The sequence below is a fragment of the Streptomyces sp. NPDC102441 genome (assembly GCF_044765585.1).
GTDB lineage: Bacteria > Actinomycetota > Actinomycetes > Streptomycetales > Streptomycetaceae > Streptomyces.
Window position 1 is genome coordinate 169,232 of sequence record NZ_JBIWKH010000002.1, and the last position, 15,183, is coordinate 184,414.

General features: G+C 68.4%; 12 protein-coding genes. 11 read left to right on the top strand and 1 reads right to left on the bottom strand.

Annotated features, from left to right (window positions below; genetic code table 11):
* Window positions 1-13: 13 nt before the first annotated feature.
* Together ACIREO_RS04300 and clpX are read left to right on the top strand one after the other, a co-directional pair.
* Window positions 14-697: an ATP-dependent Clp protease proteolytic subunit gene (locus ACIREO_RS04300; RefSeq protein ID WP_404104818.1), complete on the top strand. Its 684-nt coding sequence runs from the start codon at window positions 14-16 to the stop codon at window positions 695-697.
* 156 nt (window positions 698-853) lie between these two features.
* A complete protein-coding gene (clpX, locus tag ACIREO_RS04305) occupies window positions 854-2,152 on the top strand; it encodes an ATP-dependent Clp protease ATP-binding subunit ClpX (protein ID WP_404104821.1) in 1,299 nt (432 codons plus the stop codon).
* Window positions 2,153-2,221: 69 nt separating this feature from the next.
* On the opposite strand, the gene ACIREO_RS04310 is transcribed toward clpX, so the two are convergent.
* On the bottom strand, window positions 2,222-3,256 hold the full coding sequence (locus ACIREO_RS04310) for a hypothetical protein (protein WP_404104824.1): 1,035 nt from the start codon (window positions 3,254-3,256) through the stop codon (window positions 2,222-2,224).
* Between the two features lie 137 nt (window positions 3,257-3,393).
* Here ACIREO_RS04310 and ACIREO_RS04315 point away from each other — a divergent pair, with 137 nt between their 5' ends.
* From ACIREO_RS04315 to rodA, 9 genes are all read left to right on the top strand, one after another.
* A complete protein-coding gene (locus tag ACIREO_RS04315; protein WP_404104826.1) occupies window positions 3,394-6,015 on the top strand; it encodes a valine--tRNA ligase in 2,622 nt (873 codons plus the stop codon).
* Between the two features lie 123 nt (window positions 6,016-6,138).
* A complete protein-coding gene (locus tag ACIREO_RS04320; protein WP_404104828.1) occupies window positions 6,139-7,662 on the top strand; it encodes a bifunctional folylpolyglutamate synthase/dihydrofolate synthase in 1,524 nt (507 codons plus the stop codon).
* A gap of 3 nt (window positions 7,663-7,665) precedes the next feature.
* Complete coding sequence (locus tag ACIREO_RS04325; protein ID WP_404104831.1) at window positions 7,666-8,028, top strand: DUF4233 domain-containing protein; 363 nt, start codon at window positions 7,666-7,668, stop codon at window positions 8,026-8,028.
* Window positions 8,029-8,151: 123 nt separating this feature from the next.
* Window positions 8,152-8,565 carry a nucleoside-diphosphate kinase gene (gene ndk, locus ACIREO_RS04330; RefSeq protein ID WP_014156293.1) on the top strand — a complete coding sequence of 138 codons (414 nt, stop codon included), beginning with the start codon at window positions 8,152-8,154 and terminating at the stop codon, window positions 8,563-8,565.
* 293 nt (window positions 8,566-8,858) lie between these two features.
* Complete coding sequence (locus ACIREO_RS04335) at window positions 8,859-9,878, top strand: rod shape-determining protein (protein ID WP_404104833.1); 1,020 nt, start codon at window positions 8,859-8,861, stop codon at window positions 9,876-9,878.
* Between the two features lie 96 nt (window positions 9,879-9,974).
* On the top strand, window positions 9,975-11,033 hold the full coding sequence (mreC, locus tag ACIREO_RS04340; protein WP_404104836.1) for a rod shape-determining protein MreC: 1,059 nt from the start codon (window positions 9,975-9,977) through the stop codon (window positions 11,031-11,033).
* A gap of 11 nt (window positions 11,034-11,044) precedes the next feature.
* Window positions 11,045-11,707: a rod shape-determining protein MreD gene (gene mreD / locus ACIREO_RS04345; protein WP_404104838.1), complete on the top strand. Its 663-nt coding sequence runs from the start codon at window positions 11,045-11,047 to the stop codon at window positions 11,705-11,707.
* A 64-nt stretch (window positions 11,708-11,771) separates the two neighbouring features.
* Window positions 11,772-13,949 carry a penicillin-binding protein 2 gene (gene mrdA, locus ACIREO_RS04350; protein ID WP_404104841.1) on the top strand — a complete coding sequence of 726 codons (2,178 nt, stop codon included), beginning with the start codon at window positions 11,772-11,774 and terminating at the stop codon, window positions 13,947-13,949.
* Entirely contained in the window at window positions 13,949-15,142 is a 1,194-nt protein-coding gene (rodA, locus tag ACIREO_RS04355) for a rod shape-determining protein RodA (RefSeq protein WP_404104844.1), read from the top strand. The genes mrdA and rodA overlap by 1 nt, the downstream gene beginning before the upstream one ends.
* The last annotated feature ends 41 nt before the right edge of the window (window positions 15,143-15,183 follow it).

Consider the following 15,183-nt stretch of genomic DNA (forward strand, 5'->3'; position numbering starts at 1 on the left):
ATACGCCACCAGGATGGTGAACACCCACATGAACAACTTCTCCGGCGCCTCCGCGAGCGGCCTCTACACCGGCCCGCAGGTGGACAACCGCTATATCGTCCCCCGTTTCGTGGAGCGGACCTCGCAGGGCACGCGTGAGTACGACCCGTACGCGAAGCTCTTCGAGGAGCGCGTGATCTTCCTGGGCGTCCAGATCGACGACGCCTCGGCCAACGACGTCATGGCGCAGCTGCTGTGCCTGGAGTCGATGGACCCGGACCGTGACATCTCGATCTACATCAACAGCCCCGGCGGCTCGTTCACCGCGCTCACCGCGATCTACGACACGATGCAGTTCGTGAAGCCGGACATCCAGACGGTCTGCATGGGCCAGGCCGCCTCCGCCGCCGCCGTCCTGCTGGCCGCGGGCACCCCGGGCAAGCGCATGGCGCTCCCGCACGCCCGTGTGCTGATCCACCAGCCGTCCTCGCAGACCGGCCGTGAGCAGCTCTCCGACCTGGAGATCGCGGCCAACGAGATCCTGCGGATGCGCACCCAGCTCGAGGAGATGCTGGCGAAGCACTCCACCACCCCGCTGGAGAAGATCAGCGAGGACATCGAGCGCGACAAGATCCTTACCGCCGACGACGCACTCGCGTACGGTCTGGTGGACCAGATTGTCTCCACCCGTAAGACCACAGCAGGCGCATCCGTCTGACGTCGGTCTTTCCCCTTGGCACAGTCCGTCCGCACGGCCCCGGCCGTGTGAACCGTGCCAAGGGGGGCCCGTACGGGGGGCCAGGCAAGGTACCGTCGGATAGAGGCACCAGGAGCCGCTGAACCAGGCTGCTCCCAGGCGAAGGGGAAGCACCTCGTGGCACGCATCGGTGATGGCGGCGACCTACTCAAGTGCTCGTTCTGCGGAAAGAGCCAGAAGCAGGTGAAGAAGCTCATCGCGGGACCCGGTGTGTACATCTGCGACGAGTGCATCGATCTCTGCAACGAGATCATCGAGGAGGAGCTCGCGGAGACCTCCGAGGTGCGGTGGGAGGAGCTCCCCAAGCCGCGCGAGATCTACGAGTTCCTCGAGGGGTACGTCGTCGGGCAGGAGCCCGCGAAGAAGGCCCTCTCGGTCGCTGTGTACAACCACTACAAGCGGGTCCAGGCCGGGGAGAACGGCGGCGGTGCGAGTCGCGACGACGCGATCGAGCTCGCCAAGTCCAACATCCTGCTGCTGGGCCCCACGGGTTCGGGCAAGACGCTCCTCGCGCAGACGCTGGCCCGCATGCTCAACGTCCCGTTCGCCATCGCGGACGCGACGGCGCTGACGGAGGCCGGCTATGTCGGCGAGGACGTCGAGAACATCCTGCTGAAGCTGATCCAGGCCGCTGACTACGACGTCAAGAAGGCCGAGACCGGCATCATCTACATCGACGAGATCGACAAGGTCGCCCGCAAGAGCGAGAACCCGTCGATCACGCGCGACGTATCCGGCGAGGGCGTCCAGCAGGCCCTGCTGAAGATCCTGGAGGGCACCACCGCCTCCGTGCCGCCGCAGGGCGGACGGAAGCACCCGCACCAGGAGTTCATCCAGATCGACACGACGAACGTCCTGTTCATCGTGGGCGGCGCCTTCTCGGGCCTGGAGAAGATCATCGAGTCGCGGGCCGGCGCCAAGGGCATCGGTTTCGGCGCCACGATCCGTTCCAAGCTGGAGATCCAGGCGAGCGACCAGTTCCAGGAGGTCATGCCTGAGGACCTGGTGAAGTTCGGGATGATCCCCGAGTTCATCGGCCGTCTTCCCGTGCTGACCTCGGTCCACAACCTGGACCGCGAGGCGCTGCTCCAGATCCTGATCGAGCCGCGTAACGCCCTGGTGAAGCAGTATCAACGGCTGTTCGAACTCGACGGTGTGGAGCTGGAGTTCGAGCGCGAGGCGCTGGAGGCCATCGCCGACCAGGCGATCCTGCGCCAGACGGGCGCGCGTGGTCTGCGGGCCATCATGGAGGAAGTCCTCCAGTCCGTGATGTACGACGTCCCGTCCCGCAAGGACGTGGCCCGCGTGGTCATCACCCCGGACGTCGTCCGCAACAACGTCAACCCGACGCTGGTCCCGCGCGAGCCGCGCACGATCGGCAAGAACGACGACGGCCGCCACGAGAAGTCCGCGTAGCGGCAGCGCACCGCACACGCCGAAGGGGCGCCCGGCCGATGGCTGGGCGCCCCTTCGGCGTGTGCGGGATCAGACCTTGGTGCGGGAGGTGTTGTAGAGCTTGGCGGCGAGGGTCGCCACCTCGTCCTGGGTCATCGACTTGTTGGTCATGGCTGCGCCGATGTCGACGCCGATCACCACGCCCACGGTGCTGTAGTCGGCCCAGACGCAGACCGGCATGATCATCTCCTTGGGGCCGTTCGCGGCGGTACCGTCGGCTTCGTCGTTGACGATCTTGACGTCCTGGCACTTCATCAGTGCGCCCTTGAAGCCGGCAGGCTTGACGCTCTTGGGGCTGCCGACCAGCGACCCCTTGGAGTCCTCGTCCATCGCCGCCTCCGTCTCGGCGCTCTTGAACGAGCCGTCGATGGCCTTCGCCGGGTCCTCGATCTCGCCCCACATGCCCTGGAGGAGAAGCATCTTGGTGGTGAGCGGGTTCACCTTGAGGTCACCGCTCGTGTACCCCGCGCCGACTTCGTTCGGGTTCTTGACGCCCAGGGCCTCGGCCTTGGTCTTGTCCGTGCCGGTCATCGGGGCCGAGGCCTGCGCCTTGGTGGAGTCCTGCTTGTAGTCGTCCACCGACGCTGCCGGCGTGAGCTTGTAGCCCTTGGTGGAGTCCGCCACGTCGCCGCTGCCGCCGCCCGAGGTCAGGAAGTACACCCCGCCCGCGACGACGGCCAGCGCCACCACGGCCGCGCCGATGATCAGGCCCGTCTTCTTCTTCGGGGCCGGCTGCTGGGGCATCCCGGGGTACGCCTGCTGGCCGCCGCCGTACGGCGGGGTGGGCGGCTGCTGGCCGTAGGGGCCCGGCTGCTGGCCCTGCGGGTAGCCGTAGCCCTGCGGGGGCTGCTGCTGCGGCGGGACGCCCTGGGGGGCCTGCTGCGGGTAGCCGTAGCCGGGCTGCCCCTGCGGAGGACCCTGCGGCTGGCCCTGCGGAGGACCCTGCGGCGGGGGGCCGCCGTACGGGCCTGGCTGCTGCCCGTACGGGCCCGGCTGCTGGCCGTACGGTCCGGGCTGGCCCTGAGGCGGCTGCCCGCCGTACGGGCCCGGCTGGTTGTAGCTCATTGCGCTGTCCCCTCCAGAATGCTTATGCGTTCCGAACATCCTGACGGAAGCGGCGCTCGCATAGGACATCCGGGCGTACACCGTTACTGAACAAACCGGTTTCAGTGCACGACTGTGACGCCCCTAAACTGTGTGACGTGACCGAGAACGCAGCGCAGCAGCCAGCCAGCACCCCCGAACTGCCGACCCAGTACGCGCCGGCCGAGGTAGAGGGGAAGCTGTACGAGCGCTGGGTGGAACGCGGTTACTTCGAGGTCGACGAGCACAGCGAGAAGCCGCCGTACTCGATCGTCATCCCGCCGCCCAACGTCACCGGATCCCTGCACCTGGGCCACGCCTTCGAGCACACGCTGATCGACGCCCTGGTCCGCCGCAAGCGGATGCAGGGGTTCGAGGCGCTCTACCAGCCGGGCATGGACCATGCAGGCATCGCCACCCAGAACGTCGTCGAGCGTGAGCTCGGCAAGGAGGGCAAGTCCCGCCACGACCTGGGCCGCGAGGCCTTCGTCGAGCGCGTCTGGCAGTGGAAGAACGAGTCCGGCGGCCAGATCTCCGGACAGATGCGCCGCCTCGGCGAGGGCGTCGCCTGGTCCCGTGAGCGCTTCACGATGGACGAGGGCCTGTCCAAGGCCGTCCAGACCGTCTTCAAGCAGATGTACGACGACGAGCTGATCTACCGAGCCGAGCGCATCATCAACTGGTGCCCGCGCTGCCTCACCGCCATCTCGGACATCGAGGTCGAGTACCAGGAGGACGACGGCGAGCTCGTCTCCATGCAGTACGGCGAGGGCGACGAGACCATCGTCGTCGCCACCACCCGCGCCGAGACGATGCTCGGTGACACCGCAGTCGCCGTCCACCCCGACGACGAGCGCTACAGGCACCTGGTCGGCAAGCAGATCAAGCTGCCGCTGACCGACCGCACGATCCCGGTCGTCGCCGACCACCACGTCGACCCCGAGTTCGGCACCGGCGCCGTCAAGGTGACCCCGGCGCACGACCCGAACGACTTCGAGATCGGCAAGCGCCACGACCTGCCGTTCCTCACGGTCCTCGACGAGCGTGCCGTCATCACCGTCCCCGGCCCCTTCCAGGGCCTGGACCGTCTGGAGGCCCGCTCCGCCATCGTCGCCGCCCTGCGCGCCGACGGCCGGATCGTCGCCGAGAAGCGCCCGTACGTCCACTCCGTCGGCCACTGCTCGCGCTGCAGGACGACCATCGAGCCGCGCCTCTCCCTCCAGTGGTGGGTCAAGGTCGAACCGCTCGCCAAGGCGGCCGGTGACGCCGTCCGCGACGGCAAGGTCAAGATCCACCCGCAGGAGATGGAGAAGCGGTACTTCGACTGGGTCGACAACCTCCACGACTGGACGATCTCGCGCCAGCTCTGGTGGGGCCACCGCATCCCCGTCTGGTACGGCCCCAACGGCGAGGTCGTCTGCGTCGGACCCGACGACGAGGCGCCGACCGGCGAGGGCTGGACGCAGGACAGCGATGTCCTGGACACCTGGTTCTCCTCCGGTCTGTGGCCGTTCTCCACGCTCGGCTGGCCCGAACAGACCGACAGCCTCGCGAAGTTCTACCCGAACTCCGTCCTGGTCACCGGCTACGACATCCTGTTCTTCTGGGTCGCCCGGATGATGATGTTCGGCCTGTACGTCAACGACGGCGTCCCGCCGTTCGGGACGATCGTCCTGCACGGCATGGTCCGCGACGAGCACGGCAAGAAGATGTCGAAGTCCTTCGGCAACGTCGTCAACCCGCTGGACTGGATGGACAAGTACGGCTCTGACGCACTGCGCTTCACCCTGGCGCGCGGAGCCAACCCGGGCACCGACGTCCCGATCGGCGAGGACTGGGTCCAGGGTTCGGCGAAGTTCTCCAACAAGATCTGGAACGCCACCCGCTTCGCGCTGATGAACGGCGCGACCATCGAGGGCGAACTGCCGTCCGCCGACGAGATGTCGGTGACCGACCGCTGGATCCTCTCGCGGCTGAACAAGACGGTCGCGGACGTCGACGCGTACTACGACGACTTCCAGTTCGCCAAGATCAGCGAGGCGCTGCGGCATTTCGCCTGGGACGAGGTCTTCGACTGGTACGTCGAGCTGTCCAAGACGACGTTCTTCGCGGGCGGCCGTCCGGCCGAGGTCTCGGGCCGGGTCCTCGGCGAGGTCCTCGACGTGATGCTGCGGCTGCTGCATCCGATCGTCCCCTTCGTCACCGAGTCGCTGTGGACCGCGCTCACCGGCCGCGAGTCGGTCGTCATCGCCGACTGGCCGACGGATTCCGGTTTCCGCGACGAGGCGGCCGAGAAGGAGATCGAGCTCGTCCAGCAGGTCGTCACCGAGGTCCGCCGCTTCCGCAACGACCAGGGGCTCCAGCCCGGCCAGAAGGTTCCTGCCGAGCTGACCCTGACGGGCACCGCGCTCGCCCCGCACGAGGCGGCCGTCCGCCAGCTGCTGCGCCTCCAGCCCGCCGGGGACGGCTTCCAGGCCACTGCGTCCCTCCCGGTCGCCGGGGCGGTCGTCGCCCTGGACCTGTCCGGCACGATCGACGTGGCGGCCGAGCGCAAGCGCCTCACCAAGGACCTGGAGGCGGCGCAGAAGGAGAAGGCCCAGGCCACCGGCAAGCTCGGCAACGAGGCCTTCCTCGCCAAGGCGCCGGACAACGTGGTCGACAAGATCCGTGGCCGGCTCGCCAAGGCCGAGGCCGACATCGAGCGGATCGGGGCACAGCTGGCGGGCCTTCCGCAGAGCTGATGTTCTGAGGGCGAAGCCCCCGTACTCCCGACCGACCGGGGGTGCGGGGGCTTCGCCGCACCGTCTGTCCACAGTCTGCCGGGCGCTGCGCGAGATGTCGGTGCCCATCCGTAGACTGGCCCCGTGAGTAAGCCCCGCCCTTCAGACCGGCACGACGAGTCCGACCCCGACGACACCTTCGCGGAGATCGTCGACGAAGAGACCCAGCGCGACCCCGACCTGGCGGTGATCGAGGCCGGGAGCCGGACGCTGCGCACCCAGTCGGGTCCCCCTCAGGGTGAGGCGGTCCCCGACCGGCCCACCGACCCCGAGACCGACCGGGCGCTGCGCGAGGTGGAGCAGGAGCTCGCCGGACGCTGGGGCGAGACCAAGCTCGAGCCCTCGGTGACCCGTATCGCGGCCCTGATGGACGTGCTGGGTGAGCCCCAGCGCGCCTATCCCTCGATCCACATCACGGGGACCAACGGCAAGACCAGCACGGCCCGCATGATCGAGGCCCTGCTGAGCGCCTTCGAGCTCCGCACCGGCCGCTACACCTCTCCCCATGTCCAGTCGATCACCGAGCGGATCAGCCTGGACGGCGCCCCGATCGACGCGGAGCGCTTCATCGAGACGTACAACGACATCAAGCCGTACGTCGAGATGGTCGACGCCCAGCAGCCCTACCGGCTCTCGTTCTTCGAGGTGCTGACGGGCATGGCGTACGCGGCGTTCGCCGACGCGCCGGTCGATGTCGCGGTCGTCGAGGTCGGCATGGGCGGCACCTGGGACGCGACGAACGTCATCGACGCCTCGGTCGCCGTGGTCACCCCCATCTCGCTCGACCACACCGACCGCCTCGGCTCCACCCCCGCGGAGATCGCGGGGGAGAAGGCCGGCGTCATCAAGCAGGACGCGACGGTGATCCTGGCCCAGCAGCCGGTCGACGCCGCGCAGGTCATGCTGAAGAAGGCCGTCGAGGTGGACGCCACGGTCGCCCGCGAGGGCATGGAGTTCGGCATCGTCTCCCGCGAGATCGCGGTCGGCGGCCAGCTGCTGACCCTGCGGGGCCTGGGCGGCGAGTACGGCAACATCTTCCTGCCGCTCTACGGGGCGCACCAGGCGCACAACGCGGCGGTGGCGCTCGCCGCCGTCGAGGCGTTCTTCGGGATCGGCGCGGAGCAGGCCCGCAGCCTCGACGTCGAAGCGGTCCGCAAGGCGTTCCTCTCGGTGCTCTCGCCGGGCCGCCTGGAGGTCGTCCGGTCCAGCCCCACCGTCGTCCTGGACGCGGCGCACAATCCGGCCGGCGCCCTCGCCGCCTCCGAGGGAGTCTCCGAGGCGTTCAGCTTCTCGCGGCTGATCGGTGTCGTCGGAGCGAGTGACGGCAAGGACGTGCGGGGGCTCCTCGAAGCCTTCGAGCCGATCTTCGCGGAGGTTGTCGTCACCCAGAACTCCAGCCCGCGCGCCATGGACGCGGACGCCCTGGCCGCGGTCGCCGTCGAGGTCTTCGGCAACGAGCGCGTCCAGGTCGAACCGCGCCTGGACGACGCGCTGGAGGCGGCGATCACCCTCGCCGAGGAAGAGGCCGAATACGCGGGCGCCGGCGTCCTGGTGACCGGATCCGTGATCACGGTCGGCGAGGCCCGGCTGCTTCTGGGAAGGCGCTGACCTGTGCGTATGCTCTGTGCATCGACGCTGATAGGTGAATTCTTCGTCATCGGCTTCGCCGGACTCGTGGCGATGAAGTCCGAGGACCTGTCCATGGGCACGGTCTGGACGGTCTGCGGCGTCGGCATGCTGCTGTCCGTCCTGCTCTGCGGTGTGATCACCCGGCCCGGCGGGGTGCAGCTCGGCTGGACGCTCCAGGTCCTGCTGGTGCTGAGCGGCTTCTTCGTCCCGATGATGTTCATCCTCGGTGTGATCTTCGGTGCCCTGTGGTGGGCCTCGGTGCACTACGGCCGCAGGATCGACGAGGCCAAGGTGCGGTGGGCGGCCCAGGCCGAGGCGCAGGAGAGCACAGAGGCTCCGGCCTAGGGTCTTTCGTTTGATCCTGACGAGAGGCCCAAGGATGACGCAGAGTAAACCCGGCCGTAGGGCCATTCGAGTACCCCTGTAATCTCGCCCTCACCCGCACCGGAAGTCTGCAAGGAGCCGCACATGACTCAGCGCACCCTCGTCCTTCTCAAGCCCGACGCCGTACGGCGTGGGCTGATCGGCGAGATCGTCGGCCGCATCGAACGCAAGGCCGGCTGGACGATCACCGCGCTGGAGCTGCGCACGCTCGACCAGGAGACCCTGGAGCAGCACTACGGCGAGCACAAGGGCCGCCCGTTCTACGAGCCGCTCGTCGAGTTCATGGCCTCCGGCCCCGTCGTCGCTCTGGTGGCGGAAGGCGAGCGGGTGATCGAGGGCGTCCGCGCTCTGGCCGGCCCCACCGACCCGATCGCCGCCGCGCCCGGCTCGATCCGTGGTGACTTCGGCACCATCACCCGGGAGAACCTCATCCACGCCTCGGACTCCGAGGAGTCCGCAGAGCGAGAACTCAAGCTCTTCTTTCCCGGACTTTCCTGACTTCGGCTCCGCCAATCAGCGCTCATGACCTGGGGCGACCGAAGTAATTCGGTCGCCCTTCGGCATAGGGTCACGTATCGCGGGAACGCATCCCCCCGACGTAACGTCACCATGGGTGGAACGGGCAGCCGTTCCACTCGCCATGGCGAAGGACCCTCGCGCTGTGTCCGTGCATACGGCACTACGATGGAAGCCTCCACGCCCGCAGCGCCAACCCTCGCCTACCTAAAACAAGCCATTCTTCGTTTCTAGGGAAGGCCCGACACATCCTCATGGGGAACAAGGGGAACTCAATGTCGTTCATCGGCCGTGACATGGCTATCGACCTCGGGACTGCCAACACGCTGGTGTACGTCAGGGGGCGCGGCATCGTTCTGAACGAGCCGTCCGTCGTGGCCATCAACACCAACACCGGCGGAATCCTGGCGGTCGGCGCCGAGGCAAAGAAGATGATCGGCCGCACGCCGGGCAACATCGTTGCCGTGCGGCCCCTGAAGGACGGCGTGATCGCCGACTTCGAGATCACGGAGCGCATGCTCCGCTACTTCATCCTCAAGATCCACAAGCGTCGCTACCTGGCCCGCCCGAGGGTCGTCGTCTGTGTGCCCTCCGGCATCACAGGGGTCGAGCGACGCGCCGTCATCGAGGCGTCGACGCAGGCCGGTGCGCGCCAGGTGCACATCATCGAAGAGCCCATGGCCGCGGCCATCGGCTCCGGCCTGCCGGTCCACGAGGCCACCGGCAACATGGTCGTCGACATCGGTGGCGGCACCACCGAGGTCGCCGTGATCTCGCTCGGCGGAATCGTCACCGCCCAGTCCATCCGGGTCGCCGGAGACGAACTGGACAACGCGATCATCCAGCACATCAAGAAGGAGTACTCCCTCCTCCTCGGTGAGCGCAGCGCCGAACAGATCAAGATCACGATCGGGTCGGCGTTCGAGATGGAGAAGGACGAGCACACCGAGATCCGCGGACGCGACCTGGTCTCGGGCCTGCCCAAGACCGTCGTGATCTCCGCGACCGAGGTCCGCAAGGCCATCGAGGAGCCGGTCAACGCGATCGTCGACGCCGTGAAGACGACGCTCGACAAGTGCCCGCCGGAGCTCTCGGGCGACATCATGGACCGCGGCATCGTCCTCACCGGCGGCGGGGCCCTCCTGCGCGGTCTCGACGAGCGGCTCCGCCATGAGACGGGCATGCCGATCCACATCGCCGAGGACCCGCTGGACTCGGTGGCCCTCGGTTCCGGTAAGTGCGTCGAGGAGTTCGAAGCACTCCAGCAGGTGCTGGACGCCCAGCCCCGACGGTAGACACGAGGTTCCGCCGTACGGGCACTGCGCTCCCGTACGGCGGAACGTTGGTATACAGGCACGAACATTCCGACGAGGAAGGCACGGCCGCCGCACGTGAGGGACACACGAGAGAGCCGGCTGCTCCTGGTGCTGCTGATCGCCATCGCATTCGCCCTGATCACGGTGGATATCCGCGGTGGCGAGGAGTCACCGGTGGACGGAGCCCGGCAGGCCGCCGCCACGGTCTTCGGACCGGTCGAGAACGGCGTCTCGGCGGCGGTGGATCCGGTGGGCAACGCCATCGGCGCCGTACGGGACTCCGGTGACCGGCACGACAGGATCGCGGCACTGGAGCACGAGAACGCCGCGCTGAAGACGAAGCTGGGCAGCGACGACCGCAACACCAGCAAGGTCCGCCAGCTCGACACCATGCTGAAGAGCGCCGGGGCCGGCCAGTACGGCATCAAGGGCGCCGAGGTCATCGCCATAGGAGCGGCCCAGGGCTTCTCCTGGACGATCACCATCGACGCGGGGGCCAACGACGGCCTCAAGCGCGACATGACCGTGCTGAACGGTGAGGGGCTGGTCGGCAGGGTCACCACCGTCGGCCCGAACACCTCGACCGTCCTGCTGGCCAACGACCCCGACTTCACCGTCGGCACCCGGATGGAGAAGACCGACGAGCTCGGCTTCGCCACCGGCCAGGGATCCCGGCCGCTGTCCGTGCAGTTCCTCAACGGCAAGGCCGACGTGAAGAAGGGCGACCGGCTGGTCACCTTCGGCTCCAGCAAGGACAAGCCCTTCGTCCCCGGCGTGCCGGTCGGCGAGGTCGTCCGCGTGGACCCGTCCGGCGGAGACCTCACCCGGACGGTCTTCGTCCGCCCGTTCGTCGGCTTCACCAAGCTCGACGTCGTGGGCATCGTCGTCCAGGCGCCCCGCGAGGACCCCCGCGACATGGTGCTGCCGAAGCAGCCCAAGAAGCCGGAGAAGCCCAAGCCCACCCCGACCGTCACCGTCACCGTCCAGCCGAACGGCGACCTCGTCGACGGCAGCGGAAAGGTCGTCGGGAACGTCAACGAGAAGCCCGACGCCTCCGCGTCCCCCGGTGCCTCCCCGGACGCCTCCGGCGACGCCGACGCGCCCGCCGGCGACGCGGCGAACGAGCAGGAATAGAGCTGATCCCCATGCGCTTCAACCGGACGCTGCTCTCCGTCACCCTGGTCGTGGTCGCCCTCGTCATCCAGGTCTCCGTCCTCGCCCGTCTCCAGCTCCCCGGAGCCACCCCCGACCTGCTGCTCCTCGTCGTCCTCGGCCTCGCGTTCGTGTACGGGCACGTCAGCGGCGCCCTCATCGGCTTCGGCGCGGGCCTCCTCGCCGACCTGGCGCCGCCCGCCGACCACGCCGCCGGACGCTATGCCCTCGTCCTCTGCGTCATCGGCTACCTCGCCGGACTGGCGCGGCCGGAGACCGGCCAGCTCAAGTCGGCCTTCACCCCGATGGCCTTCGTCGTCGCCGCGGCGCTCGGGTCGACCCTGCTGTACGCCGGTGTCGGCGCCCTCGTCGGCGACACGGCCGCCCGTCATGTGGGCCTGGGCAGCCTGCTGTTCACCGCCGCGGTGTACGACCTGCTCCTCGCCCCGTTCACCGTTCCGCTGATCATGGCGCTCGCCAGACGCACCGAGAGCGACCCGATCGCCGACAGCTCCGGCAGCGGGGACGTCGCCGCCGGCTGGCTGGCCACCGGCACGGGGCTGCGGATCGGCAGCCAGCGGGGCGGGATGCGCCTGAGAGCGGCCCGTGGCCGTGCCGCACGCGCAGGAAGGATCAAGGGGGTCAAGCGACTGTGAGGCTGTTCTCTTCCGGGAGCGACCCCCGTACGCCCGGCCGACCCACCAGCACCGGGGGCACCCCGTGAGCAATATCCCGGAGACGGGCAGGACCCCGCGGGTCCAGATCCGTCTCGTCGTCATCCAGGTCCTCGTCTTCTCCCTGCTCCTGACGCTCGGCGGCCGGCTCTGGTACCTCCAGATCCGCAACGGCCAGGAGTACACCGACGAGGCCAAGAACAACCACGTCCAGCAGGTCGTGCAGCCCGCCGTCCGCGGATCCATCCTCGACGCGCGCGGAGTGCCCCTCGCGGACAACGAGACGCGTCTCGTCGTGTCCGCGAGCCGCACCGAGCTGATGAAGATGAAGGACGACGGCGTCGGAGTCCTCACCCGGCTGGCCGGTGTCCTGGACATGAAGCCCAAGGACGTCCTGGACAAGGTCCGTCTCTGCGACGCCAAGACCCCGCAGCCCTGCTGGAACGGCTCGCCCTACCAGCCGATCCCGGTCACCGACGAGGCCACCACGCAGCAGGCCCTCCAGATCCGTGAGCGCGCCGAGGACTTCCCCGGGATCACCGCCGAGCCCACCGCCGTGCGCCGCTACGCCGCACCCGGCAAGGCCAACACCGCCCAGGTCCTCGGCTACCTCTCGCCCGTCACCGACGAAGAGGTCACCAAGGCCCAGGACACCGAGTCGCCGTACCTCCGCTCCGACCAGGTCGGCCGCTCCGGCCTGGAGCGCACGTACGACAAGGAACTCCGAGGCAAGGCCGGCGTCACCCGGTACGAGGTCGACAACCTCGGCCGTGTCATCGGCCAGGCGCAGAACGACGAGGCCCAGCCCGGCGCCAACGTCGTCACCTCCATCGACGCCCGGGTCCAGGCCGTCGCCGAGTACGAGCTCAACAAGGCGATGGAGACGGCCCGCAAGGAGATGGACCGCAACACCAACGAGTTCTACAAGGCGGACTCCGGTGCCGTCGTCGTCATGGAGGCCAAGACCGGCCGCGTCGTGTCCATGGCCTCCCAGCCGACGTACGACCCCAACGCCTGGATCGGCGGCATCTCCGCCAAGGACTACGCGAAGCTCACCGGCAAGAAGTCCAACTTCCCGCTGCTGAACCGCGCCATCCAGGGCACCGCCGCACCCGGATCGATCTTCAAGGTCATCTCCTCGACCGCCGCCGTCAACGCCGGATACGACTTCGACGGCAACTACCCGTGCCCCAGCTCGTACAACGTCGGCGGCCAGACCTTCAAGAACTTCGAGTCACAGGGCTACGGCAGCATCAGCATCGGCCGCGCGCTCGAGGTCTCCTGCGACACCGTCTACTACGGCCTGGCGCACAAGGAATGGGCCAAGGACGGAGGCAACAACCCGAAGAAGGACCCGGCGGACTGGTTCTACAAGACCGCCCACCAGTTCGGGCTCGGCAAGGAGACCGGCATCGACCTCCCCAACGAGGTCGCCGGCCGCGTTCCCGACCGCCAGTGGAAGCAGGACTTCTACGACGCCAACAAGGCGGCGTGGTGCAAGCAGGGCAAGAAGAACGGCACGTACGTCGAGAAGATCGCGTACGAAGGCTGCATCGAGGGCAACAAGATGCGCGCCGGTGACTCCGTCAACTACTCGATCGGGCAGGGCGACACGCTCGTCACACCCATCCAGATGGCGACCATCTACTCCGCGATCTCCAACGGCGGCACTCTGTACGACCCGACCGTCGGCAAGGCGGTCGTCAGCGGCGACGGCAAGACCGTCCAGGAGATCGCGCCCCAGTCCCACGGCAAGCTGCCCTTCAAGAAGGCGGACACGCGCGACAAAATAGACGAAGCCCTCGCGGGAGTCGCGACCCGGGGCAGCGCCGCCTGGCGATTCGGCGGATGGCCCCAGGACAAGATCCCGATGCACGCCAAGACGGGCACGGCCGAGGTCTACGGCAAGCAGACGACCTCATGGTTCGCCACGTACACCAAGGACTACACGGTCGTCATGACCATCTCCCAGGGTGGTACGGGCTCCGGCGCGTCCGGCCCCGCCGTGCGCAACATCTACAACGCGCTCTACGGGCTCGACGCCGGCGGCAAGCAGGACCTCAAGAAGGCGCTGCTGCCCGCGCCCCAGAAGAGCCTGCCCAAGATCAAGCCGGACGGCCAGATCGAGTCGCCCAAGATCAAGCCGTACACCCCCGCGCCCGTCGACGACGGCACGCAGGCACTCGCGGGCGCCCTGCCCGCGACCGTGGGGAGGCGCGACTGATGGCAGGCTTCTCCGTCTCGCGCTACGCCCCCGAGGAACGCACCGTCTGGGCCAAGCTCAGCGCCCGTGACTCCGTCGTGCGGCGGCTGGACTGGCCGCTGCTCGGATCGGCCGTCGCGCTGTCGTTCGTCGGCTCGCTGCTGGTCTGGTCGGCGACCCGTGGCCGCGAGTCCCTGACGCACGGCGATCCGTACTACTTCTTCTTCCGGCACGCGCTCAACACCGGCATCGGCCTCGCGCTGATGATCGGCACCATCTGGCTCGGACACCGCACCCTGCGGGGAGCGGTACCGGTCCTCTACGGGCTGTCGGTCCTGCTCGTCCTCGCGGTCCTCACCCCGCTGGGCGCCACCGTCAACGGCGCGCACGCCTGGATCCTGCTCCCAGGCGGCTTCTCCCTCCAGCCCTCCGAGTTCACCAAGATCACGATCATCCTCGGGATGGCGATGCTGCTCGCCGCCCGGGTCGACGCGGGCGACCAGCAGCACCCCGACCACCGGACCGTCGCCAAGGCACTCGGACTGGCACTCGTCCCGATGGCCGTCGTCATGCTGATGCCCGACCTCGGCTCCGTCATGGTGATGGCCGTCATCGTGCTGGGGGTGCTCCTCGCCTCCGGCGCGTCCAACCGCTGGGTCTTCGGGCTCCTCGGCGCGGGCACGGCGGGCGCGCTGGCCGTCTGGCAGCTCGGCGTCCTCGACGACTACCAGATCGCCCGCTTCGCGGCCTTCGCCAACCCGGCACTCGACCCGGCCGGCGTCGGCTACAACACCAACCAGGCCCGCATCGCCATCGGCTCCGGCGGACTCACAGGCACCGGGCTCTTCAACGGTTCCCAGACGACGGGGCAGTTCGTCCCCGAACAGCAGACCGACTTCGTCTTCACCGTCGCGGGCGAGGAGCTCGGCTTCCTCGGAGCCGGACTGATCATCGTCCTGCTCGGCGTCGTCCTCTGGCGCGCCTGCCGCATCGCCCGTGGGACGACCGAGCTGTACGGGACGATCGTCGCCGCCGGCATCATCGCCTGGTTCGCCTTCCAGTCCTTCGAGAACATCGGGATGACTCTCGGGATCATGCCGGTGGCCGGACTCCCACTGCCCTTCGTGTCGTACGGAGGTTCATCGATGTTCGCCGTCTGGGTGGCGGTCGGGCTGCTCCAGTCGATCAAGGTGCAACGGCGGATGTCGGCCTGAGTACTTCCGTCCGACCTGCATATCCGAGGGCATCGCGGATA